Source organism: Roseovarius sp. D22-M7 (assembly GCF_037083785.1).
In the GTDB taxonomy this organism is placed as follows: Bacteria; Pseudomonadota; Alphaproteobacteria; order Rhodobacterales; family Rhodobacteraceae; genus Roseovarius.
The window spans coordinates 1-24652 of record NZ_JBAPKY010000038.1; the positions used below are offsets into that span (position 1 = coordinate 1).

General features: G+C 65.1%; 19 protein-coding genes. 12 read left to right on the forward strand and 7 right to left on the reverse strand.

What is annotated here, in order from left to right:
- Both V8324_RS15245 and V8324_RS15250 read left to right on the forward strand, forming a co-directional pair.
- A partial coding sequence (locus V8324_RS15245) for a nucleotide sugar dehydrogenase (RefSeq protein WP_336420786.1) occupies window positions 1–708 on the forward strand: 708 nt, incomplete at its 5' end.
- Window positions 705–1706, forward strand: a complete 1002-nt coding sequence (locus V8324_RS15250; protein ID WP_336420813.1) for an NAD-dependent epimerase/dehydratase family protein — start codon at window positions 705–707, stop codon at window positions 1704–1706. The genes V8324_RS15245 and V8324_RS15250, both read left to right, overlap by 4 nt.
- Before the next feature lie 48 nt (window positions 1707–1754).
- On the opposite strand, the gene V8324_RS15255 is transcribed toward V8324_RS15250, so the two are convergent.
- Complete coding sequence (locus V8324_RS15255) at window positions 1755–2135, reverse strand: transposase (RefSeq protein WP_336420787.1); 381 nt, start codon at window positions 2133–2135, stop codon at window positions 1755–1757.
- A gap of 153 nt (window positions 2136–2288) precedes the next feature.
- Here V8324_RS15255 and V8324_RS15260 point away from each other — a divergent pair, with 153 nt between their 5' ends.
- A complete protein-coding gene (locus V8324_RS15260; protein WP_336420788.1) occupies window positions 2289–3527 on the forward strand; it encodes a glycosyltransferase family A protein in 1239 nt (412 codons plus the stop codon).
- Here V8324_RS15260 and V8324_RS15265 read toward each other — a convergent pair.
- Window positions 3521–7021: a G8 domain-containing protein gene (locus V8324_RS15265; RefSeq protein ID WP_336420789.1), complete on the reverse strand. Its 3501-nt coding sequence runs from the start codon at window positions 7019–7021 to the stop codon at window positions 3521–3523. The two genes, V8324_RS15260 and V8324_RS15265, sit on opposite strands and share 7 nt — an antisense overlap.
- A gap of 453 nt (window positions 7022–7474) precedes the next feature.
- Here V8324_RS15265 and V8324_RS15270 point away from each other — a divergent pair, with 453 nt between their 5' ends.
- The gene (locus V8324_RS15270) at window positions 7475–8674 is read left to right on the forward strand and encodes a glycosyltransferase (RefSeq protein ID WP_336420790.1); all 1200 of its coding nucleotides are present in this window, start codon (window positions 7475–7477) and stop codon (window positions 8672–8674) included.
- A 122-nt stretch (window positions 8675–8796) separates the two neighbouring features.
- Here V8324_RS15270 and V8324_RS15275 read toward each other — a convergent pair whose 3' ends face one another.
- The 3 genes from V8324_RS15275 to V8324_RS15285 form a co-directional block, all read right to left on the reverse strand.
- The gene (locus tag V8324_RS15275) at window positions 8797–10002 is read right to left on the reverse strand and encodes an NAD-dependent epimerase/dehydratase family protein (protein WP_336420791.1); all 1206 of its coding nucleotides are present in this window, start codon (window positions 10000–10002) and stop codon (window positions 8797–8799) included.
- Window positions 10003–10153: 151 nt separating this feature from the next.
- The gene (locus V8324_RS15280; RefSeq protein WP_336420792.1) at window positions 10154–11239 is read right to left on the reverse strand and encodes an NAD-dependent epimerase/dehydratase family protein; all 1086 of its coding nucleotides are present in this window, start codon (window positions 11237–11239) and stop codon (window positions 10154–10156) included.
- On the reverse strand, window positions 11236–11916 hold the full coding sequence (locus V8324_RS15285) for a class I SAM-dependent methyltransferase (RefSeq protein WP_336420793.1): 681 nt from the start codon (window positions 11914–11916) through the stop codon (window positions 11236–11238). The genes V8324_RS15280 and V8324_RS15285 overlap by 4 nt, the downstream gene beginning before the upstream one ends.
- Before the next feature lie 170 nt (window positions 11917–12086).
- Between V8324_RS15285 and V8324_RS15290 the strand changes: the two genes are divergently transcribed.
- From V8324_RS15290 to V8324_RS15325, 8 genes are all read left to right on the forward strand, one after another.
- Window positions 12087–12863 carry an acyltransferase gene (locus tag V8324_RS15290; protein ID WP_336420794.1) on the forward strand — a complete coding sequence of 259 codons (777 nt, stop codon included), beginning with the start codon at window positions 12087–12089 and terminating at the stop codon, window positions 12861–12863.
- Window positions 12860–13882, forward strand: coding sequence for a lysylphosphatidylglycerol synthase transmembrane domain-containing protein (locus V8324_RS15295; RefSeq protein ID WP_336420795.1), 1023 nt, complete (start codon window positions 12860–12862; stop codon window positions 13880–13882). The genes V8324_RS15290 and V8324_RS15295 overlap by 4 nt, the downstream gene beginning before the upstream one ends.
- 110 nt (window positions 13883–13992) lie before the next feature.
- Window positions 13993–16041, forward strand: a complete 2049-nt coding sequence (locus V8324_RS15300) for an acyltransferase family protein (RefSeq protein ID WP_336420796.1) — start codon at window positions 13993–13995, stop codon at window positions 16039–16041.
- A 247-nt stretch (window positions 16042–16288) separates the two neighbouring features.
- The gene (locus tag V8324_RS15305; protein WP_336420797.1) at window positions 16289–17554 is read left to right on the forward strand and encodes a polysaccharide biosynthesis/export family protein; all 1266 of its coding nucleotides are present in this window, start codon (window positions 16289–16291) and stop codon (window positions 17552–17554) included.
- Between the two features lie 286 nt (window positions 17555–17840).
- Window positions 17841–18701: a PIG-L deacetylase family protein gene (locus V8324_RS15310; RefSeq protein ID WP_336420798.1), complete on the forward strand. Its 861-nt coding sequence runs from the start codon at window positions 17841–17843 to the stop codon at window positions 18699–18701.
- Complete coding sequence (locus V8324_RS15315; RefSeq protein WP_336420799.1) at window positions 18698–19498, forward strand: formyltransferase family protein; 801 nt, start codon at window positions 18698–18700, stop codon at window positions 19496–19498. Before V8324_RS15310 ends, V8324_RS15315 begins: the two co-directional genes overlap by 4 nt.
- Window positions 19499–19571: 73 nt before the next feature.
- Window positions 19572–20489, forward strand: coding sequence for a sulfotransferase domain-containing protein (locus V8324_RS15320; RefSeq protein ID WP_336420800.1), 918 nt, complete (start codon window positions 19572–19574; stop codon window positions 20487–20489).
- Window positions 20486–21646, forward strand: a complete 1161-nt coding sequence (locus V8324_RS15325; protein WP_336420801.1) for a glycosyl transferase — start codon at window positions 20486–20488, stop codon at window positions 21644–21646. Before V8324_RS15320 ends, V8324_RS15325 begins: the two co-directional genes overlap by 4 nt.
- Here V8324_RS15325 and V8324_RS15330 read toward each other — a convergent pair.
- Complete coding sequence (locus V8324_RS15330; RefSeq protein ID WP_336420802.1) at window positions 21624–23291, reverse strand: ArnT family glycosyltransferase; 1668 nt, start codon at window positions 23289–23291, stop codon at window positions 21624–21626. The genes V8324_RS15325 and V8324_RS15330 overlap by 23 nt on opposite strands.
- Window positions 23292–23637: 346 nt before the next feature.
- A complete protein-coding gene (locus V8324_RS15335; protein WP_336420803.1) occupies window positions 23638–24591 on the reverse strand; it encodes a glycosyltransferase family 2 protein in 954 nt (317 codons plus the stop codon).
- Between the last annotated feature and the right edge of the window lie 61 nt (window positions 24592–24652).

The window sequence follows — 24652 nt, forward strand, 5'->3', positions numbered from 1 at the left end:
CTGGAATCCGCCGAGATGATCAAATACGCCGCCAACGCGTTCCTGGCGACCAAGATCAGCTTCATCAACGAGGTCGCGGCGCTGTGCGAGCGGGTCGGCGCGGATGTCAAGGAAGTGGCGCGCGGCATGGGTCTCGACGGGCGGATCGGCAACAAGTTCCTGCATGCCGGGCCGGGCTATGGCGGGTCCTGCTTTCCCAAGGACACCTCGGCGCTGGCGCGGATCGGGCAGGAACACGCCGTGCCGCAGACCATCGTCGAGAGCGTGATCCGCGTCAACGACGCGGTCAAGCTGCGGATGATCGAGAAGCTGCGCGATCTCTGCGATGACAGCTTCAACGGCCGCACGGTGGCGGTGCTGGGCGTGACCTTCAAGCCCAATACCGACGACATGCGCGCGGCCCCCGCCCTCACCATCATCCCCGCGCTGGTGGGCGGCGGGGCGCGCGTGCGCGTGGTCGACCCGCAGGGCAAGCGCGAGGGCGAGGCGCTGCTGCCGGGTGTCACGTGGTGCGACGATCCCTATGTCGCGGCGAAGGACGCCGACCTGCTGGTGATCCTGACCGAATGGAACGAGTTCCGCGCGCTCGACCTCGCGGCGCTGGCCGGCGCGATGGCGACCCCGCGGATGGCCGACCTGCGCAACGTCTACGCCGCAGGCGATGTCCGCGGCGCCGGCTTCACCGCCTATACGGGCGTCGGGCGCTGATGCGCGTCTTCATCACCGGGACCGCCGGGTTCATCGGCTTCCACCTCGCCGAACTGTTGTTGCAGGAAGGCTGCGAAGTTACCGGTTACGACGGGATGACGGACTATTACGACGTTACGCTAAAACAGCGCCGCCATGACACGCTACGCCGGCACCCGCGCTTCAACGCGACCGAGGCGATGCTGGAAGATGCGCCGACACTGGCTCAAACGGTAAAAGATTTTGTCCCCGATGTGATTGTGCATCTCGCAGCACAAGCGGGCGTGCGTTATTCGATTGAAAATCCGCGTGCCTATCTCGAGGCCAATATCGAGGGCAGCTTCAACGTGATGGAAGCGGCCCTCGCCGCGCGGCCCGCGCATCTGTTGATGGCCTCGACGAGTTCGGTCTATGGCGCGAACCCTGACATGCCCTATTCTGAGTCGATGAAGGCCGACACGCAGATGTCGTTCTATGCGGCCACTAAGAAGGCGGGCGAAGCAATGGCCCACGCTTGGGCGCATATCCATGGGCTGCCGATTACAATGTTTCGCTTCTTTACTGTCTATGGACCCTGGGGACGGCCCGACATGGCGCTATTCAAGTTTACCAAGGCCGTTCTCGAGGGGGCCCCCATCGATGTTTATAACCATGGGGAGATGTGGCGTGATTTCACCTATGTGGAGGATCTTGTGCGCGGTATCAGGGGGCTCATCGACGCAATACCTGGTCAGGATGCGCCCGTGCCTGGTGACAGCCTGTCGCCGGTGGCGCCCTGGCGGGTGGTGAATATCGGCAATTCCACCAAGGTCCGACTGGAGGATTTCATTGACGCGATCGAGGCCGCGACCGGCCGAACCGCGATCCGCAACTACATGGACATGCAAAAAGGGGACGTGCCCGCCACTTGGGCCGATGCATCGCTGTTGCGGGCACTGACCGGATATGCCCCGCAGACCGACATGCGCGATGGCGTGGCGCGCTTCGTCAACTGGTATAGGGACTATCACCGGGTTTAATCTAGGTTATTCATGAAATTCTGGTGAGGGTATCGTTAGCAACTGTGTCTAGATGATCGGCTTTGCTTGCCAGGGGATGCCTGATTTGAGGATGGCATTTGCGATGGTGGCGAGTCTGCGCGCGATTGCGACGATAACGACCTTGTGCGGTTTGCCACGCGCTTTGAGCCGCTGCGCGACCGGCTTCAGAACTGGATTGTGACAAGCGGCGGCAAGTGCAGCTTGGTACAGCACATGTCGCAGGGCGCGACGTCCTCCGGCGATCGCGCGCCTGCCTCGCATCGATCCACTGTCGTGGGGCACGGGCGCGAGGCCGGTCATGGCTGCGGCTTCACCGGCAGTCATCCGACCGAGTTCCGGCATTTCCGCAATCAGCAGGGCCGCAGAAACCGGGCCGATACNGGGCGATGTCCGCGGCGCCGGCTTCACCGCCTACACGGGCGTCGGGCGCTGATGCGCGTGGGTCGGGGCTGATCGTCGCGGTGCCGGGCCGGGCGACGCGGCAATGCCATCGGGGAAGATCTTGCTTTTGCCGGCCCAGGACGCTTTGAATGCCGCAGAGTTCAACGGAGCTGCTCGCGCATGACTTCGATCACGGCAATCGTGCCAACGTATAACAGGTCAGGCTACCTCGCGCAGGCTGTCGCGGCGTTGTGCGCACAGACACGCAGACCCGACGAGATCATCGTCTGGGATGACGGATCGACCGACGGGACCGAAGCGACCGCGCGGGGCATGGGCGACAAGATCAGGTATTTTCGCGGCGACAACGGTGGCAAGTCGAGAGCGCTCAACGCGGCGCTGCGCGAAGCCCGCGGGGATCTGATCTGGATCTGCGACGATGACGATCTCGCCTTGCCCGAGGCCGCCGCATCGCTTTGCGGACTGCTGGCGGACACCCCCGAAGCCGGGATCGCGGGGGGCGGTTACCGGCGATTTCGGGACCGGCCGGACGGCGGGCGCGACGAACACGGGCCGGGCTACTGGCCCGATCTATCCTCGGGGTCGCCGATCCGGCACCTGCTGGAGGATATCTTCCTGTTCCAGAACGCGACCCTGGTCCGGCGCGGTCTTTATGAAAGGGCCGGGCCGTTTCGCGAGGATCTCGCGCGCTCTATCGATTACGACATGATCGTCCGTCTCGGGACGCTCGCCCCGATCACCGTGACCGATACGCCCCTGTTTCTTCAAAGAAAGCATGATGGCGATCGCGGCCCCGCCGCGGCGCGGCACGCGGCGGGGCGGTCGGACGAGGTATGGAAAAGCGCCGACCGCGCCATATTCGCCGATTTTCGCGACCACATTCCCATCGGCTTCTACGAGGCGATGTTCCTCTCGCAGGATCCGGTTTTCGTGTCCCGGGCCGCGTTGCTGCAACGCGCCTGCGTGCATGCGCGGCGCACCGACTGGCCCGCCGCGCTGGCGGATCTTCGGGCCGCGGGCCGGGCCGCGCCCGACACGCCACTGGGCCCGCTGGAGGTTGCGATCTGTCGCCGGGCGATGGCCGGCAAACACGGCATCGAAGAGGCCCTGGTGCCGCGGATCCGGGAAGAGCTGGTCGCGATGGGACGGGCGAACGGGGCGGGGGCCTCGATCGCCCGCGCACTGGCCCGCGGTCTCGCCTGGCGTGCCAGGACCGCGCTCAAGGCGCAGCGTATGGCATCGGCCGGCCGGATCCTGCGTCTTGCCTCCGGCCTGATCTCGGCGGGACGCGTGCCGGCGGGCGAGGGCCCCGGGACACGCGAACGCCGCGACATTCCTGCCGCGGCGTTCCTGACATCGTGGCCCTTCCCGGGGTGGCGGGAAGGGATGCGTCAGTAGAAATCGATCGCGTCTATCGCGATCATCTCATCGAGATCGAGACCGCGCCCGCCGCGGATGATCGCGACATCCTCGAAAGCGGTTCCGGTTCCGGTGGAATCGATCTGGAGGTTGCTGAGCGTGCCCGAATCCACGAACCGCACCCATTGCGACAGATCCGTGGCATCTTCCGGGACGATGCCGAGCAACGCGATGACGTCCCCCTCACCCGCGTTGAAGTCCTTGATGTCATCGTCGCCATTGCCAAGCGCTGGCGGGTTGAAGACAAACGTATCCGCACCGGCCCCGCCGTAGAGCTTGTCACTTCCCGACCCGCCGACAAGGATGTCGTCGCCGTCATTGCCCCAGATCCTGTCGACCCCGGCGCCACCATCGAGACGATCGTCATTGTCCGTGCCCCGCAGGTTGTCATCGCCCGGGCCGCCTGTATGGGTTGGCTCGAACGCATCAAGCGGAGTGGACTCCGACGTGTCATCGGGACTGTCATCGGGGGCCGCGTCGTCCTCGACAGGAGCGGTCTCATCGTCGAGCACGGCCTCGTCGTCCTCGACAGGATCGGGATCGGGCTCGTCATCGGGGGCGACGGGATCCGGGGTGGGCTCCGGCTCGGTGACGGTGTCGCCGCCCCCGTCTGCCGTCCCGCCCGCGGCGTGGACCGTCAGGTTGCCGGCATCGATCAGGTCATCGACCGTCAACTCGCGCCCGTACCGGAATTTGGCGAGTTCCTCGAATCCGGTCCCGTCGAGATCGACCTCCAGCAAGCCCAGGGTGCCGGACTTGACGAAGCGCATCCAGCCGTTCGGATCCGTCCCGATCAGCGACTCTGGAACATCGACAATCGCCAGCCCATCGCCCTCGGCGAGATCGAAATCCTTCACGTCGCTGTCATCGCCCGTGATGGCACCATTGGCGGTGAGCACGAAGAGATCCGCACCGCCGCCGCCCGTCAACTTGTCCGAACCCGCTCCGCCGACGAGGATATCGTCCCCGGACGAGCCGAACAGCACATCGTCACCGTCGGTGCCCGCGATCACGTTTTCGGCGCCGTCCCAGAAATTGCCGTCATCGGTGACCGGCGCCTCCGCGTCGTCCTCGACAGGGTCGCTCGCGGGTTCGTCATCGGAGACGGCCGCGTCCTCCTCGACCGGATCGGGATCGGGCTCGTCATCGGGGACGACGGGATCCGGGGTGGGTTCACCGGAGCCGATGTCGAAACCGTAATCGAATTCCGCATTGCCGATCGTCGGCGAGGGATAGGCGTCGAGCGCGAATTCCGCCAGTTCGCTATCATCGAACCCGTCCAGTTCCAGGTCCACGATCACCGGATGCTGCTCGCCGCTGAGCCGTTCGGTCAGCCAGAACACGATCGGAGTGACCCAGTCACCATTGTCCTTCTGCCAGGTTCCATGTTCGGCGAGGAATTCGTCCGTCGAGAAGTCCCGATGCCATTCGGTGTCGAAATTCACGAGATTCAGGCTTGCCCCTTCATACGAGCCCCTCTGGTTGTCGATGCTGCTCAGGATCCTCTGGAAGAAGACACGCTCTCCCAGGCCGTCGATGATGGTTCCCGTGATCTCGACCTGCTTGTCGCCCGGCGAGAGCGTGACATCGGACCCCGCGTCCATTTCGAAGGTCAGGCCGGCATTCGGATCGGCATCGTCTTTCGAGAGAACCTTCGGCAGCGGATTCTGGTAGTCTATGCCGAACTGAGCGAAATATTCGGTCCAGTAAGACGTGTCGCCCTTGTCGCTGTTATACTTGACGTCGAACATCTCGTCGACATTCGTCGTCCGGACATCGTGAAGCACGGCTTCTTGGCTGAGGCCGTGCGATCGCCACAAGGTTCCGAAATCCGACACGTCGAGATCGCTCATGACCAGCGAGGATGTCTTGCTCCACATGGTGGCGGCGATGCCGCTGCCGCTCCAGTCCGAGTCGATGAACTCGTAGTTGTAGGAGTAGTTCATGAGATTGACGCCGTTCTTGCCGCCCCAGATGTCGAAATCCCTGATGACGCTGAGCGTATCGCTGTGATGGGCGAACTGACGATGGAAGACGCGGAACGCTTCTGTGGAAGTCATCACGCTGTTGCCGGTGAAGTCGGAAATCGCCCCCTCTTCGTGATCGATCGCGACATCGAAGGGATCGGGATCGAACTTGAGCTGGTCGCGCTCGAACATCTTGCGGTGGATGCCGTCTTTCGGTGCCCCGTCCGGATCGTCTTCGGGGAAGTTTTCACGGCCCGAGAAATTCCAGCCGAGCTTCGAGTTCGCCGCGATGTTGTCGGTCTGGACGATGATGCGCGACTGGTTCGCGTAGGCCGCCCCCTGATCGCCGTTGCCGTTCTTGTTCTCGTTCTCGTAGCCGGTCACGCTGCTGACGAGGTTGTTCATCCACGCGCCGGTCTCGTTGCCCGTTTCCGAAACGATCCCGCCGCCCGTGATGTCGTAGACGATGTTGTCGTTCACCAGGGCGCGGCTGTCGTGCTGCACGATGCCCCAGCCCGGGCTGCCCGAGACGGCATTGCCGACAATCATGTTCGTCGGCGCATCCGCATCCGTTCCGACCATGTGAAGATGGACCGGATAGCGGCCTTCGGGGTTGGTCGGGCTGATGTCGACCGACTTGTCGGTGCGGCCGAGATCCTCGAACGCGGCGTAGCGCACGCTGTTGACCGAGCCGGTTTCGGGATCGGGCGTGTCGTTGTGCATCATCACATGGCCGCGCGTGCCTTCGGGGTTTTCCGAACTGAAGGTCACGTTGCGCGACAGGTTGCCGACATAGATGTCGGCCTCGATGCTGGTCGGCCGTTCATGCGCGTGATCGAGCGCCTCGTCGAAATGGATGGTATCGCCATCGACCTTGGTGATCGTCCGCGTCTCGTCCTGGGTCATCAGGACGCCGTATTCGTTCTCGCCCAGATATGTCGTGCCGACGACGAGAATCGTATCGCCGGGCTGCCAGTTCGTCGTATCGCCCTCGACGGCCATGGAGGTCGCGCCGGCGGGGACATCGTCCTTGAGGACGAGATGGCTTTCCTTTGCGGCGCCCTGGATGTCGACCTGGCCGAAGGCGACGAGACCGTGACCCAGCATGTCGGGGTCGTCGGAACGGTCGATGGGCGTGTCGCGGAAGATGATGTCGAGATCGACACCGGCCGGGATCGGGTCGGTCATGGATCCCGCATCGAAACGCGAGCCCATGGTCGTCACGATGGTCTCGACCCGCATCTCGGTGCTGTGCGCGCGCGTGAAAGTCAGTTCGCCATCGACGCGCACGCCTTCCAGCTCGGGGGAGGACCGCATGTCGTAAAGGATTGAAATTTCACCAGGGATGTGTACAATTGCGTTCTTATCAGGCACGTTTCCGTCGGCCCATGTATCGGGATCGCTCCATGCCCCGTTCCTGACGGCGATGTGAGTGGCATCGCCGGCGTCGATCAGGGAATTTGCTTGATCCATATGTTCCATATGGACCGTGTCGAGAGTGCTCATGCTCAGTTACCTCTTTGTGAGTGGACGGCCTTGGAGGAGACGGCCTGTAGTCAAACAAGGGTTGGAACGATGGCCCGGATCGGGGTCATCGCGGCGGGGATCGTTACCTGATACATATGAAACGGCTTGGATTAACGCTTTGTTAACGCGGCCCAAGTTTGTACAATGTGAGTGTGTCGTACGCCGATTAGCACGCCACCGACGACGTGATCCTACTGACTTGACCTCGGTTTCAAGAGGCCTGAACTATCATATGCATTCCTCGGTTATCGTCAGATATGGCAAGCCTTGCCTCAGTCATCACGATGATGCAACGTTTGGGTGGGTCTCTTGTTTTCGGAATTCGGAAAGCGTCCGTCAAACCGGCAAGAACATGCCCAGACATGAGGAAAGCAAGCAATTTTCTGCCATGCCCGGCAGCGGAACGCATCGCAAAAACGGGCCCGTGAGCAGGTGACGCTGGAGGATAGCCGTGCCCCGGTTTCCGCGAATCCGGCACCACGGGACACGCGGGTCCCGCTTCGCGGGATCTATATCGGCGTCGATGCCACCAACCCGACCCTCATCCTGCGCATCCGGTCGTTCCTGCGGGCGGGCGTCGATCTGACGGCGTTCACCTTTCGCCGACACAAGTTCAACACGGCCTTCCAGCCCGACTGGAAGAACATCCCGTTGGGAACGACAGTCGACCGGAACTATCTCTACCGGCTGCCCGTCCTCGCCCGGGCGCTGTGGACGATGCTGCGTCACGCGCCGCGTCTGCGCGCCGCGGATTTCATCTATGCCCGCAATCTGGACCTCGTCCTGCTGGGCAGTCTCGTGCGGAGCTTCACGCGCAGCCGGGCGAAGCTCGTCTACGAGGTCGAGGATGTGCAGGAGATCTTCTTCAAGAAGACCGCGACAGGGGCGCTCTTTCGCTGGCTGGAAAGGTGGGTTCTGAACCGCATTGACCTTCTTGTGGTGTTGTCGCCGGGGTTTCTTCACGGCTATTTCGAGCCTGCGCAGCGCTATGCCGGTCCCTGTTTCGTGCTGGAAAATAAGCTGCAACTGGGCGATCTGCCGGATGCGCCGACGCCGAAGGGCGATGTGTGGAAGGCGGTCTCCGACCGCTGGGTGATCGGCTGGTTCGGTACCCTGCGCTGTCCGAAGAGCCTGCGCATCCTGGAAGACATCGCGACCGCGCTCGGGCCGAAGGTCGAGATCCACACCCGGGGCTACCCGACGGAAACCGGACTGGACGCCTTTCTCCGGATCGTGGAGCGTCATCCGAACTGGCGCCATGACGGCGAATACACCATTCCCGACGATCTGGAAGAAATGTACGGTCGCGTGCATTTCTCTTGGTGCCTGGATTTTCTGGACGAGCACGGAAACTCGCCGCTCTTGCTGGCATGCCGGATGTATCAGGGCGGTTTCTACGGGGCCGTGCCGCTGGTGGTCGCGGGCTCGGAGATGGATCGCTGGCTCGCGGCCGCAGGGGTGGGCCATGCGTTCGGCGCGCCCCATGCGTGGTCGATTGTCGATTTCCTGCGAACCGTCACACCGGAAGACTATCGCGCGGAAAGGACGCAGATCATGCGACGGAGACGGGACCTGTTTCTGGAGGACGGGCGCGAGACCATGGCGCTTCTGCAGACCATCCGCGATCTCTGACATTTCGGTGACGGGTCTTTCGCCCGGCCGCGGTTCCCCGCGGTCACCCCGGGATCCGCGCGTCGTGACCACGTGACGCGCCCGGATATCGGGTCGGGTCGTGGCGTTGGCATGGCGGATGCCTATCGGGACGCGCCCGAAGCCCGCCTTGCGACAGTGTCGCCCGGCGATCCTTCGAGACCGGGGGCGCAAGGCGGATCCGGAATGCCGAGCAGGCCCGGCAGCGCGGCAAGCTCCGCCCCGAGAAGATCGGTGAACCTGCGAGGTTCGACCCCGAGCGCGCGATACGTCGCGCGATCCACGTCCAGATCGTTCTCCGCCGGCTCCTGCCTGGGATTGTCGACATGGCTGATCGGGGCGCCCGTGAGGCGCGAGACCCGCGCGGCAAGGTGCGCGATGGAACAGACCTCGGAGAACTGGTTGAGGATTCTCACCTTCTCGCCGCGTGCGGGCGCAGTGTCCGCCGCCAGCGTCAGACAGGTCAGCATATCCTCAATATGGATGAAGGCGCGGCTCTGTCTGCCGCTGCCGTAGACCGACAACGGCTTGCCTTCGATGGCCTGCATCATGAAACGGTTCACGACCGTGCCGAAAACCGGATCGTGGTCGAACCTGTTCGTCAGCCCCGGATCGCGCCGCGTTTCCGCGGTCTGCGTTCCCCACACGACACCCTGGTGCAGATCGGTGATCCGGATCCCGTAATGGTGCGCGTAGAACGCGAAGAGATGCTGATCCAGCATCTTGGTCATGTGATAGATCGATTCAGGCTGGCCCGGATAGAGGATCTCTCTCTCGATCTCCCTTTGATCGGCCCCTTTCGCGCGCACACTGACATAGCCTTCCGGCAGAAGCAGATCCACCGTGGCATAGCCATAGACACCGATCGACCCCATGTGGATCAGATGCGCATCGCTGCCGGTCTCCACGAGCGCCGCCAGAAGATTGTGCGTCGCGCGGATGTTGTTGTCCACCGAGTACCGCGCGCCGCCGCTCGAGAGCATCGAGTAGGGCGCGGAGCGCTGCTCGGCGAAGTGAAGGACGGTGTCGAACTGCGTGGCCCGCAGAAGTTCGGTCACTGCCGGATAATCCTCGGCAAGATCGACGTGCCGATGGGTGATGCGCCGATCGCTCACATCCGCCCATGTCTCGACACGGTCGTGCAGACTGCGGATCGGGACGAGAGACCGCGTGCCGAGGGCGGCGTCGATGGAGCGTCGTGCGCCATTGTCCAGCACCGTCACCGCCGCGCCCAGCGACGAAAAGCGAAGCGCCGTGGGCCAGCCGCAAAAGCCATCACCGCCGAGTATGAGAACGGAACCTGTGTTCATAATTTGTACACTACTATCGAAAGGATCGTTGATTCACCGCAGATTGCAAAAAGATATTAGGCCCACAACCTTTACAAACTTTCAAGTAAATTCATGCTCGCGTGGAAGCATCCGCCGCGTTCCGGGGCCGCCCGCGATCGACACCTGCGCGTCAGACCAATCCCTGATCGCGGTACCAGGCGATGGTTTGCGCGATCCCCGAAGGATTGTCGACCTTCGAGGCGTAATCGAGCCTTTCGCGGGCCTTCGCCAGATCGAAGGCGCGGTTATGGGTGAAGAACCCGACCCTGCGCCGGAACAGCGGCGGGCGGGCCTTGAACGGAAGCCACAGGATCTCGCAGATCAGACCGGCAAGCCAGACCGGCGCCACGGGCACCCGACCCCTGGGCCGGGCCACACCGCCCTGGTCCGCGATCAGATCGACCAGCGTTACAAGGTGGATCGGCTCGTCCGAGGCGATGTTGAACGCTTCGAGATGCACATTCTCGCGCGGGGCCACGGCACAGTCGAGGAAGCTGTCGACCTGATCGTCGATATGCCCGAGATGCGCCATGACCTTGCCGTTTCCGATCATCATGAACTTGCCGCTCAGGATCCGCTGAAAGAGCTTGAGCATCCTCGTGTCGCCCGGACCATAGACCATCGCGGGCCGGTTCGCCGTCACGATCATGCCGCCTTCGGGCAGGGTCCGGGCAAAGTCGAAGATCGCGATCTCACCGGCAAGCTTGGTGCGGTGGTACTGATCCATCGGGTTGAAGGCGGTCGTCTCCTTGCAGGGCAGTTCCTTGACATCGCCGTGCACGCCGACGGTCGAGCAATGCACGAAACGCGTGACCCCGGCCCTTGCCGCGGCCTTGCAAAGCTTCAGCGCCCCGTCCCGGTTGGCCTTCATGTAGGTCGCTTCGTCGTATTCGGTTTCCTGGAACATGGCCGCGACATGAAACACGATGTCGATATCCTGCACATGTTCGTCGAACGGGTCGTCCGAAAGCAGGTCGAGCACCTTGCAGCGAAATCCCTCGCGGCGCAGCGCATCCGCCTCGTCCTGGCGCCAGACCGTGCCGACAACATCGAGCTGATACGCCGCGAGCCGCCGCAGCAGCGCCCCGCCGATGAACCCGGCCGCCCCGGTGACGAGCAGACGCTGCCCGGCCAGCGACGCATATTTTTCGGGCAGCTCCGGCGCTGCGGCCGTCCGGGCGGACCCGCCCGTATCGTGGAGGTGATCTGTCGTCATCGAACCGCCTTTATGAGAATGAGATTGCTTGAAACCTTGTTCTTCCAGAAGATCTTCCTGACAGTCCGGACAATCTCGTGATGGCTAAATCCCGCCTTGCCGATCATGCCGCACAGCTCGGCCGAGTCGTAGAACCGGACATGGTCGCGGACAAGATACCGATGCGCCAGATCCCATGCGATGGTCGACAGCGACCGTTCGCGGCGGCGTTCCAGAAGAAACAGCGCCCCGCCGGGGACCAGGCTTTGCCGGATCCGCCGCAGGGCCCCGACCGGATCCCCGAAGTAGTGAAACCCGCTGGCGCAGACCGCCAGATCGACGTCACGCTTCTGCAGCGCGTCGCGCAACTCGGATCCGGGCGCCTCCCAGTCGTCACAGAAAAACCGCGCGCGGCCCGACACGTCCCCGGCCTCGCGCCTGGCGGCGGCGACCATGCCCGGCGCCAGATCGACACCGATGGCGGACATGCCGGGATGCATGCCGAGTGTCCGGCGGATCAGGTATCCGGTGGCACAGCCGATATCGAGCAGCGTGTCGTCCTTTCCGGGGTTCAGATGGGCGGCGATGATGTCGTTATGCGCCCTGTACCATCCGGCCAGCCGATTCGATTCGTAATGCGCGGCCTTGGCGTCGAACTCTTCCCGGACGCCGCGTTTCCCGTTTTCAGATGCAGACACGCAAATACTCATACTTCGTTTCGAAAATAGAAATCAATTGGATGTCTGTTACTGCAAAACCGTCGAAATTGAAACCTTTCCGCCTCGTTCGGGGGGTTCTTTTTTGGACGAGATGCACGGCTTGGGATAGGGTCACGATCATCAGCAGACACCGCGCCGGGGATTCAGTCTTGAGCACCACGGAACCATTACCCAAGACCCATGCCGCCGTGACGGGCGACGGGACCGCGCTCGAACGCTACCAGGATGTGGTGGTCGGGCGCAGGTCGTGGCGCGGGCTTGTCTATTTCGAATTCTGTTCGTGGATGTCCGGCCTTCCCGGGGCTCTCGGCCTGCTCATGCGCAAGACCTTCTGGCCGCGTCTGCTGGGAAGCTGCGGCAGGAAGGTCTATTTCGGCCGCAACGTCACCCTGATGCATCCCGGCCGGATCCGGATCGGGGATCACACCGTGATCGGCGATGGCTGCGTGCTGGATGCGCGAAACCCGACGCGGGAGACCGTGCTGGAGATCGGCGCGGCGGTGATGCTGTCGCACGGGGTGGTGCTGTCGTGCAAGAACGGCAGTATCACCATCGGGGATCGCTGCGGCTTTGGTCCCTACAGCGTGATCCAGTCTGCGCATGACAACGCGGTCACGATCGGCGACGACGTGATCGGCGGCAGCCACTGTTTCGTCACCGGTAGCGGCAACTACAACACCGACCGTCTGGATGTCCCGATTTCGAAACAGGGCACGCAGAAGACCGGCGGCACCCGTATCGGCGACGGGGTCTGGCTCGGGGCGCGCGCCTCGGCGGTGGGGGGCGTGTCGATCGGTCGGGATGCCATCGTCGGCACGGGCGCGGTGGTCACGCGATCGCTTCCCGAGCGGAGCGTCAGCGTCGGGATGCCGGCTAGGGTGATCCGCACGCGCGGCGCAGACGACCAGCCCGGGACGGATCCATGACATCGGGCCCGCCCTCGGCACGCATGACGGAGACCCGGTCATCGTCCTCCGTCCCGTTTTCTTCCGCCCCGCCGCGTGGTCGCCGCTTTCCCCTGCGGTCGATTGCCAAGGCCGCCATCGGCGTCGCCCTGATCGCCGCGCTTCTGCTGTGGCAGGATAACGGCCGCAAGCTGCTCGGGATCCTGGCCGATTTCCAGGTGGAATACCTTCTGGCGCTGCTCGTTCTCCAGGTCCTGCTGAACGCGATCAGCAGCTTGAAATGGCGGATTTTCCTGCAGGATCGCGGGGTCGATGTGTCCTTCGGAGCCTTGTTCGGGCTGTACCTGATCGGCCGGTTCTTCAACAATTTCCTGCCCAGCATGATGGGGGGGGACGTGACCCGGTCCTACCTGCTCGGGCGCCGGATCAAGTCGCAGGCGGCCTCGGCCGCGTCGGTCACGATGGAGCGCGCGACCGGGCTTGTCGCCCTGACCATGCTGGCCGTGCTTTTCGCCGTGCTTAATCCTTCGGCATTCCGCTCGCCGATCGTGATCGTCACCATCGCGGGGGCCGTGGTCTTCTGCCTGGGCGCGACGCTCTTGTTCGTGTCCGAAAGGGCCGGCGCATGGATGCAGGGGGCCCTGGTCAGGCGCCGTGGCAAGCTGGCATCCAAGCTTCTGCGGCTGGTCGAGGAGATCGGGCTTTACCGGGGCCGGCGGCGCGTGCTGTTCCGGGCGCTCGTCTATTCCTGCCTGTTCCAGCTTCTCGCCGGGATGAACGTCTATTACGGCAGCCTGAGTATCGGCTTCCAGCCGGACTTGCTGGATGTCCTCGTCGTCACGCCGGCCATCCTCATCCTCGCGATGATCCCGGTCTCGCCCAACAATGTCGGCTGGTGGGAATGGTGTTTCTCGGTCCTGCTGATCGGCGCCGGTGCGACGGCGGCCGAAGGATTCGCCGTGGCCCTGACGCTGCGGGCGGTCAGCTGGATCACGGCGCTGGTCGGCGGGGTCCTGTTCGTGTTTCAGCGGACGGACTGAATGACCGGGAGCCCTGCCCACCTGTCGGCCCGCGGATCGGCCACTGGATCGGCATGTCTGCCCGCGGCATGGTCCCCGCAGGGGCGATCCGATCGGACACGGGCGGACGGATGAAGTACAGGCCGGAGATAGACGGGCTCCGTACGGTCGCCGTGGTGCCCGTCATACTGTTCCATGCCGGGTTTTCCGCGTTTTCGGGCGGGTTCGTCGGCGTGGACGTGTTTTTCGTCATAAGCGGCTATCTCATCACCACGCTGCTTCTCCAGGATCTCGAGCGGGGACGGTTCTCGCTTCTCGACTTCTACGAACGCCGCATCCGCCGGATCCTTCCCGCCTTGTGCCTTGTCGTCGCGCTTTGTTTTCCGGCGGCCTGGGTGCTGATGCTGCCCGATCAGTACAGGGATTTCTCTCAGAGCGTCGCGGCGGTCGCGCTTTTCGTGTCGAATGTGCTTTTCTGGCTCGAAAGCGGGTATTTCGCGGGCGCCGCGGAACTCAAGCCGCTGCTGCACACCTGGAGTCTCGCGGTCGAGGAACAGTATTACGTCTTCTTTCCGGTGCTGCTGGCCTTTCTCTGGCGGTTCGGACGGCGGACGACCGTGATCGTGCTTGTGGTGCTGACACTGGCCAGCCTGCTGTCGACCGAATGGGCCTGGCGGTTCGCCAGAACGGCGAACTTCTACCTGATCCCGTTCCGGATATGGGAATTGCTTGCCGGGTCGCTTTGCGCGATCGCGATGCGGCATCGCGAGATCCCCGGACATGCGCTGCTCGGGGGACTCGGGCTTGCGATGATCTGTGCCGCGATCCTCCTGTTCGACGAGGCAACGCCTTTCCCGTCCCTGTACGCGCTGCTTCCCGTGGGGGGGAGTTGCCTTGTCATCCTGTTCGCCCGACGCGGGACCCTGCCGGCAAAGCTGTTGTCCACGGCGCCCTTCGTCGGCATCGGACTGATCAGTTACAGTGCCTATCTCTGGCATCAGCCGCTATTCGCCTTTGCCCGCCTCGCGTCGCCCTTCGCCCCGTCTTCCCTCGTGATGCTGTTTCTGTCGGCGGTGTCCCTGGGGGCCGCCTTTCTCAGCTGGCGGTTCGTCGAACAGCCGTTCCGCAAACGCGGCGCGCCTTTCCTGTCGAAGCGGCGCAATATCTTCGCGATGGCCGGGATCGCCGGGATCGCCCTGATGGGCGCCGGCGGCGTCGGACATCTGCGCGACGGTTTCCCGAACCGCTTCGAGCCGGGGCTGGACGCCATCCTCGCCGTTCCCGACGAATGGTGGAGCAAGCGCGCGGCCTGTCACGTCGAGGATGTTCCGAAGCCGCATCCGATCGAGGACTGCATCATGCGCGCGGGCCATCCCGGGATCGATGTCGCGCTGATCGGCGACAGCCATTCGCTTGCCATCTCGGAGGTGGTGCAGGCCGACCTGCGGGCGCGTGGGCTGACCTCTTATGCCGTGTCCTATACCGGGTGCATCGGTCTGCCGGGCTTTTATCGCGTGGACGTCGACGCCAGCCATCAATGCGCCCGCCACAATCGCGAAACCCTGGCATTCATCCGGGACACCGACATCGAGACGGTTGTCCTGACCTCGCGCTTTCCGCTTTATCTCTATGGCACCCGCTTCGACAACGGCGAGGGCGGAGAGGAGCCGGGCGACCCGGTCTGGATCGACCTCGTGACCGAGCGGGACACGCCCGCGGGTCGCACCGATCCGGCGCGGCGCGCGCGTGTGCTCGACGCGTATCGCAGCGGTATCCTGGCGCTTCTGGAGGACGTGAACGTGGTGCTGGTCTACCCGATCCCCGAGGCGGGCTGGAACGTGGTCCGCTACGCGGTGCACGAGACGATCAGTGGCCAGGCGGGCCGGCTCGAGATCTCGACGGACATCGACGCCTATCGCGACCGCACCGCCGAAATCGTCGATCTGTTCGACGATCTGGACCATCCGAACCTGCGCAAGGTGGATCCGGGCCGGATCCTCTGCGACACCCTCGTGCCCGACAGATGTGTCAACGCGTTCGGGGACATGGTTCTTTACCGTGACGAGGATCATCTCTCTTACGCCGGGGCGGCATTTCTGGCACCAGCCATCGGCGAGGCGGTAGAGGATCTGGCCCGCTCGGCGGCCACCATCCCGGTCACCGGGGAACGGGCCCGCTAGACCCGACATGGGCACCATCACGCCGACATGGTCCCGAAAGGCCCCGACATCCGGCGCGGTGTTGCAGGGCGCGCGCCGGAGGGGCCGGATCGAAAAACGTCCTTGGCTTCTGCGGCCCAAGTCGAATAGACCGGACCCCGACGGCGCGTGCAATCGCGACGGGTCCGGTGCGCGGGGCTTCACAGCGACACGTGAGCGGCGCCAAGGCCACGACAGAGGTCACGAGGACATATCCCGGAGTTGAAGAATGCCCGATCTGGCCCGTATCTGCCATGTCTGCGCAAGCGGTCTCTTTCGCGCCATGCTCGCCATCCTGATCGCCGGAACCTGTGCCGGGTCCGGTGCCGCGCAGGACGCCTACCGGCTCAATGCCGGGGACCGGATCGCGGTCCGCTTCGTGCAATGGGACACGATCGAACTCGGGTTCGTCGAATTCGACGCCGTGAACGGAACCTATGCGGTGGGGTCCGACGGCACCCTCATGCTGCCCTTGATCGGTGCCGTGGATGTCGAGGACAGGAGCCTTGCGGAGGTCGCCGAGTCCGTGTCGCTGACCCTTCAGGGCCGGCTGGGGCTGGTCGAACCGCCGAGCGCGTCGCTCTCGATCGTCGGGCATCGTCCGATCTACGTTCTGGGATCGGTCGCGAACCCCGGCGCCTATGACTTCTCGCCCGGGCTGACCGTACGGCAGGCGCTGGCATTGGCGGGGGGACCGGCGACCGTGCTCGACGACAGGCCCGGGCGAGAGGCGGCTGCGGTCCGCGCGTCGGGTGTCCTGCAGGAAATCGCGATCGATATCGCGCGGCACAAGGTCCGGGCGGCGCGCCTGCGCGCCGAGATGGATGGCGCGAACGAGTTCACGATCCCCGAGGGCGTGACGCATCCGGACGGGCCGGAGACCCTGAAGGCCCTCATCGAACACGAACGCGCCCTGTTCCAGAGCCGGCGCGAGGCCCGGGCCCGCGCGCTCGAGGCGCTTGACGACAGCCGCACCCTGCTGGAAACGGAAGTCTCGACCTTGCAGGAAAAGCTTTCGGGACTGAGCCGTCAGGTCGAACTTCTGCGCGAGTCGGTCGGCAACATGGAGCAGCTTTACGAACGCGGTCTTGTCCGATCCCCGAGCCTCGTGGCGCAGCAAGGTCAGCTCATAAACCTTGAAAACCGCCAGCTCGACACCGAAACCGCGGTTTTCCGGGCCCGTCAGTCCATCGCCGAGCTTGAACGCGAAAGGATCGGTATCGAGGCCGACAGGCGATTGGAGATCCTGCGGGAACTGCAACGCTCCGAAGCGGCGGTCGAACAGCTCGCGGCCCGGCAGGACATGAACCGCCGGCTGCTTCTGGGGACCGAGGCGCTGCTCGTCGCATCGGGTCAGGAGATGGATATCCAGACCTCGTATCGCATAACCCGCCCGGGTTCGGAGGGTCCGGAAACCCTGGACGCGACCCCCGATACCCGGCTTGGCCCCGCCGACGTGGTCGAAGTCGACGTGATCATTCTGCCGGGGGGCTGACATCGCCGCGCGAGGGAGGCATCGGGGGTTTTGCCGGGCGCGCCGGCCAGAGTTGCGGCGGCGCCGGAGTTTCCCTCGTGACGCGCAACTACCGGTTTTCACAAGGTCTGATGCGTGGCATAGTCGGGCTTTTACATAAGGATGTTCCCGTCCGGCCGGAACTTGTGCCCGATATGGCGGCCACGTGACCCGGAGCGCGATAAAGCCAGAGCAAACTCCCCGACGATCCCGTATGAGCAAGCCTGTCCGAAAATCGTCCCGGCCCATGATCAGAAACGACACCCCGATGAAGTTCGTCAATCTTTCCGGAATATGGCCGCCTCTGGAACGCGCCGCCATGCGGCGTCTGTGGCGAACCATCGCCCGTCGCGCGCCGGATCGCACGGCCGAACTGACCCGTCGGGACTGTCTGATCCTGGCCCCCCATCCCGATGACGAGACCCTGGGATGCGGCGGGCTGGTCCTGCTCAAGCGCAAGGCGGGGGTGCCGGTCCATGTCGCCGTGGTGACCGACGGGGCCGCGACCGGGGCCGCGGGCGCCGCCCGCGGCATGTCGCGGGACGACATCGTCGCATTGCGGGAACGCGAGACCGTCGCGGCATGCAGCCTTCTTGGTGTCGCGCGGGACCATATCCGGTTCCTGGGCTTTCCGGATGGCGCGCTTGCCGCGCATGGCGCGGCGCTCGAAGCGGACATCGCAGCACTCGTGGACGAGCTGTCGCCATCGGAAATCTTCGTATGTGCATCGGGTGACGGGCACCGCGATCACGTCGCACTGGCGCGGGCCGTGCACCGGCTTCACGCGGAGGGGCGGCTCGGCGGGGCCGCGCTCTGGGAATATCCGGTCTGGTTCTGGGATTTCGGATCCTGGCGCCCCGAGCGGGCCAGCAACAAGGCCGGGTTCATCGCGGGCCTTCGAAAGGCGGTCCGGGCGGCGCGGAGGTTGAACGCGGTTGCCGTGGATATCGGCGGCTTCGAGCAGCGCAAGCGCGCGGCGCTGGACTGTCATCGCTCGCAGACCGGAACACTGGGGACCGAGCCCGGCTGGGACGGATTGCCGGCAAGTTTTCTCGAGCACTTCTTTCGCGACCGTGAGCTGTTCTTCGAAATCGCCGGACCGCAAGAAAAGGGGTCGGCTGCGCCATGAGCGGGGTCGGGCTGATCACCGGCGATACCCCGCTGGGGCGCCACATGGCCGCGCGCCTTGCAGCCGCGCTCGATGGCACCGGCGATCCGCTGCGCAGCATTCTGCTGCTCGAGAGCCCCGCGACGACCCCGGGTCACGGTCCGGGCCTGCGCATGCTGAAACGGCTCGGGCGCCTGATCCCCGTCCGGCGTCGGCGGTCCGGACTGCCGGCGCGTTACGCGCACGAGGCCCGGAAGGTCTTTGTCGAGGGGGCCGGGCCGGTGCCGGACTGGCCGAGGGGCTGCGAGATCCGCGCCGTGCCCCGCCGAGAGGTCAATGCCGCAGAGACCGTCGCATGGCAGGCCGGCTTCGGGTTGCGGGTCATCGTGCTGACCGGTGCGCCGATCATCCGCGCGCCGATGCTGCGGACGGCATCGCTTGGGGTCCTCAACCTTCACGGGTCGCTGCTGCCGCATTATCGCGGCACCCAGGTCGAATTCTGGCAGGTGCGCAACGGCGATCTCGACAAGGTCGGGCTGACCATTCACCATGTCACACCGGGGGTCGATACCGGCGACATCGTCGCCCAGGTTCCCCAAGCGGCCGAGACATCGGACGGGCCCTGGATCATCCGCGCGCGAAACCAGCTGAATGCCCTCGACGCGATGCCGAAGGCCGTCCGCGCCGTGCTCGCGGGCACCGCCGAACGGCGCAGACAGGATCCGGCCGCGGGCGGGCGCACCTTCCGCTTTGCGGACATCACCCCGGAGATGCGGGACGAAGTGATTGCCACCATGAACAGAAAGCCCCGCGCATGACAGGCGTCAAGTCTTCATCAGCCGCCCTCCCGGTCGCTTCGGCCCCTCACCGATGGCGGAGTATCCTGCAACCATGACATCCGGAACACGCACCATGCCCACGCCATGGGAAGCCGCCGGACCCGGCGCGGCAGCGCGGTCCGCGCTTGTCGGCGCCATCGGTATCGGTGCCCAGAAATGCGCGTCGTCCTGGATACATTCGGTGGCCGGATCACACCCGGAAATAGAGACTCACCATTCCAAGGAGCTCGATTTCTTCAGTTGCTATTTCGACCGCGGCTATCGCTGGTACGAAAGCCATTTCAGCCGCGACGCCACCCGGGCGCTCCGGTTCGAGAACTCGCCGTCCTATTTTCACGATCCACGCGCGCCGGGGCGTGCCCACGCCTACAATCCCGACCTGAAGATTGTGCTTCTGCTGCGCGATCCGGTGCGGCGGGCCTTCTCCAACCACCTCCACGAGATCATCAAGGGACATGTCGATCCGATCCCCTTCGAGGACGGGCTGGCCAACAACCCCGCCTATATCGAGCAGGGGCTCTACGCCACGCATCTCGCCAGATGGCGCGAGGCGTTCGATCCGGACCGGATACTCGTTCTTTTCGCCGAAGAGATCGCGGCCGATCCCCGGACGGCGGCGCGCACGCTTTTCGGGTTTCTCGGCGTCGACGAGACGTTCGAGAGCGCGATCCTTCACGAGCGTCGCAACGAAAGCGATCGGGCCCGGCTGCCCGCCCTTCGCAGCGTCCTGAGGGCGGGCGGCGACTGGATGCGCCGGCATGAACTCGAACCGGTGCTCGCACGTATCAAGACGACCCCGCCCGTGGCACGGATCCTCACGGCCAACAGGATCGTGATGCGCGACGAGGTCCCCCCCATGCGCCCAGAAACGGCAGAGCGTCTGCACGGCATCTTCGCCGATGAAATGGCGCGGTTGCGCGGGATACTCGGCCGCGAGCGGCTGCCTTGGGAAACGGGGCGGGACGGATGACCGCAGCGCCCGGCGATCCCGTGCCCGGGTCCGACGGGCCGCACAAGCTTGTGGTCTTCGGTTTCGACGCGGCGGAGGCGGCCCAACGGCGCCGGATCCGTGCCTACATGGAGTGCGGGTTCGAGGTCAGCGGATTCACCATGCGCCGCGCCAACATGACCCATGACGCAGAGCCGTTCTGGCCCAATGTCGATCTGGGCCAGACGCGCAACGCGGCCATGGTCCAGCGTGTCTGGCGGATCCTCGCGTCGCTGCCGATCCTGTGGCGGCATCGCGGGCGGCTGGCCGGCGCACGGACGATCGTCGCCCGCAATCTCGACATGCTGATCATCGCCGCGGCGGCCCGGCGCATGATCCGGCCGCGGCCGCGGATGGTCTACGAGGTCCTCGACGTTCACGACATCATGACCGATGGCGGGCCCGGGGGACGTCTCGCGCGCGGGGTGGAGCGGTCCCTTCTGAAGCGCACCGACGCGATCATCGTCTCCTCTCCCGCCTTCGAGCGCGAGTATTTCGGACCGGTGCAGGCGTGGACCGGGGACGTGAAACTGGTGGAAAACAAGCTCTGGATCGGCGAGGGGGGGCCGGCCCGTCCGGCCCCGGATGTCGCCCGGACGCCCGGACGCCCGTTTGTCCTGGGCTGGGTCGGCACCCTGCGCTGTCCCCGGAGCCTCGACATCCTCCTCAAGACGGCCGACCGCCTCGGCAGCGCGATCGAACTGCGACTGCACGGGATCGTCCACCACCACATGCTGCCCGACTTCGACCGGGTTGTCGCGGAACGGCGGAACGTGACCTGTCACGGCCCCTACGACTACCCCGGCGGGCTGGAGCAGATCTATAGCGGCTGCGATGCCGTCTGGGTGCAGGACCTCTGGCAATGGGGCACGAACTCCACATGGCTGCTGCCCAACCGGATCTACGAAGCCGGGTATTTCGGCTGCCCGTCGATCGCCGTCGCGGGAACCGAGACCGGCCGGCGCGTGGCCCGGGGGCTGGGCTGGACCGTGCCGGAGCCGACGGCGGACGCGCTCGTCTCCCTGCTGTGCAGCTTGTCGCCCGGCGAGGTCGCCGCGCGCCGCCGCGCGCTGCTCGCGATGCCCGAGAACAGCTTTCGCCAGTCGCCCGGGGAAATCACGTCGGCTCTTCTGCCGTGACATCCGGACGGCCGCCCGGCGGGCTCGGGCCGACATCCCCGCCCGATGCCCCGGCCTCGATCGCGGCGGCGGGCAGATCGCGTGACAGCGTGTCGCAGCTGTCTGGCCGCGTGTCCGGGTTCCGCCAGCGAATGGCGAGGAGCGCGCCGCTCTCGCGCATGCTCAGCACTGTCCCGTTTTCGGTCAGGCGCGGCAGCAGCCGGTCTTTCCAGCCCTCGGCCCGCCACCAGTGCGGCGACGTGACAAGAAGCCCGTCGGGTACGCAGTGAAGAATCCGCAGGATGTTGTCGGCATGACCCACGGCCGGCCGCCCGGTGCGCGGATCGACACCGAAATCCTTTGTCGGGTCGATCTCGGTGACCCTGCTTTGGCTGAACAGGACATCGTAGGATCCGATATGGGCGACATGATGCAGTTCCCGCGTGGTCGCGACGAAGGGCACGTCGCTCCAGTCGCCGACCACCGCCCGGCCGTTGCTCCAGTCGCCGCGGTCCGGCAGCCCCTCGCCGCGGGCCAGTTCCAGCGATCTCGGAACGAAATCCGTTGCCGTCACCACGGCGATCCCCGTCACCAGCGCAAGGGCGACCCGAAGCCGCGGATCGACGCCGCGCGTCCTCAGCAGGTCGAAGGCCGCGCGCAGCCCCAGGGCCCACATCACGAACAGACAGGGCATCGCGTAGGACAGGTAGCGCAGCGCCTTCATGCCGCCGAAGGAATGGGTCAGGAAGCAGACGGTGAAGATCGTGGCGCAATAGAGGGTCAGCGCGGCGTTGATCCGCAGACCCAGCGGGACCAGAACGAGGCTTGCCAGCCACAGCGCGCCATAGGCCGTCTGCAACTGATTGAAATAGAATCCGTAATAGTCGCGCAACGCCTCCGCATGCGCCGGGGTCCAGCGATAGAAGGCCCATGCGCGTTCAGCGATATCGCTCATGAGAAGGGCGGCGGCGGCGATCAGGGCCAGCGACATCAGGACGCCCCCGATGAAAAGCCAGGCCCGCAAGCCGAATGTCCGGCGGATCGCGAGCACCGCCAGCCCGCCGAGCAGCGCTGCTGCTATGCCGATGACCGAACTGATCTGAAGATGCACCGCCAGAGACCACAAGAGCCCCGTGGCCAGCCCGTAAAAGAGCCGGGACCTCCCCGCTCCGACGAGAAGCAGGTAGAACGTGACCGCCCCCGACAGGAATGTCAGGACGTGGAGCGCGTAGAAGCGGACGAACTGGGATTCGAGGAGTCCCTGCGGCCAGAGAATGGCGAAGACCGCCGCCAGACCGGCCGTTCCCGGACCGACGACCCGGTTGAGCCACAAGAACACCACCACCGGCACGAGCGATCCGGCGGCGACCGAAACCAGGCGTGCGGTCGGCAGATCCTGCGACCCGGTCACCCCGAACAGTCCGGCGACCATCCGCGTGAAGAGCGCGCCGCGCCAGTATTCCCCGTCGAGGATGCGGGGACTGCCGGTCTCGAGCCAGCCTCGTGCGGCGAGCAGGTGATAGAACTCGTCGAACTCTCCGGGGGCGTGCAGCAGGCCCAGGCGGAAGGCGATGGCGACCGCGAGGACGAGACATGCGCCGAGCCAGGCGCGCTTGCGCGATTGCCACGGGATCCCGGTCACGGATGACAGGAAGGATCGACGCATGCAGCCTCCTTTCCGGCTGGTCGACGCTGACACATGCGGTCCGCGGCGTCTCGCCCCAGCCATGTTCAGCGCAGCTCGTTCACGCGGGCGGACGGTGCGGATGGGTCCGCCCGGCGGTCTCGCCAGTCAGGCCCCCGGACACGGCCAGTGCGTGCAAGGCCCCGGGGAATAGTCAACAAGAGCGCGCCTCGTTCAACATGAATCGTGAAAATGCCCCGAAAACAGGCATTGAAGACCCGGGCATGGCGGTAAACCGCCCCTCTCCGGGGTTGCCCGTCGGATCCCGCCATGACCGCCGAAGCCGCGAGCGCCGGACCTGCCGCGTTCCGCACAGGCCACATGCGGATCATGCCGCCTTGCGGCGCGCGCGCCCGTCGCGGATCTGTCTGATCAGCCGGATCGCCGCAGACGGTCGCAGGAGAAGCGTCACCATGGCCCGAAACGGTTTTCGGGCCTTGATCGCCAGGACCGCGGATTCGGCGGCGGCAAGATCGGACAGGTTCCGCCGGCGGATGCGCATGAGCCGGCGCGCCTCGCGGCCGAGCGTTTCGGCATGGCGCCTGCGGAACGCCGTGTCGGCGCGGGACAGCGCCCGGGCATGCCCGGGATCCAGGCGGCGCGAAACCGACCCGGGGCGCAGGGTGTAGAGATAGCCGGGCTCGGGCAGGAACCACAGGATGCCCCCGATCGCGAGCAATTCCGCGATCAGGTGGAAATCCTCTCCGTTCCGAAGATCGGGATCGTAGCGCAATCCGTGTCGCATCAGGAAGCTGCGCCGCAGGACCGGCTTGAGATATCCGAGCGCGGCCTGACCCGGCCGGGCGCCGCACCCCGCCAGGAACCGCTCGAGCGACCATCTCTGCGGGGCCGCGATGTTCAGGCCGGCCAGATGGCTCGGGCCGAGCGGCCGGCCTTCGGGATCGACCGGCTGCAGGTCGTCATAGACGCAATCCGCGCCCACCCGTTCCGCCAAGGCAATCATCCGTGACAGCCGGTCCGGTCGCATCTGGTCGTCGCTGTCCAGAATCACGAGCCAGTCGCCGCGTGCAGCCTCGATGGCCGCGTTGCGCGCCGCGGCCGGCCCGCCGTTGCGGTCGAGGCCGAGAACCCGGACCCGGGGGTCTTCGCGCATCAGGTCCCGGGCGATGCGGGCCGTGCCATCCGGCGAGGCGTCGTCGACCACGATCACCTCGAGCGATCGGATCTCCTGGGCAAGTGCGCTGCGCACGCTTCGGGCGAGCATGTCTTCGGCGCACCAGGCGGCGACGATGACCGTTGCCTTGACCTTGTGACTCGTCATAGGCTGACCCTATTCCAGTTTTGAAGGTTGTACACATGAAGATATTTGCCGGGTGGCCTCG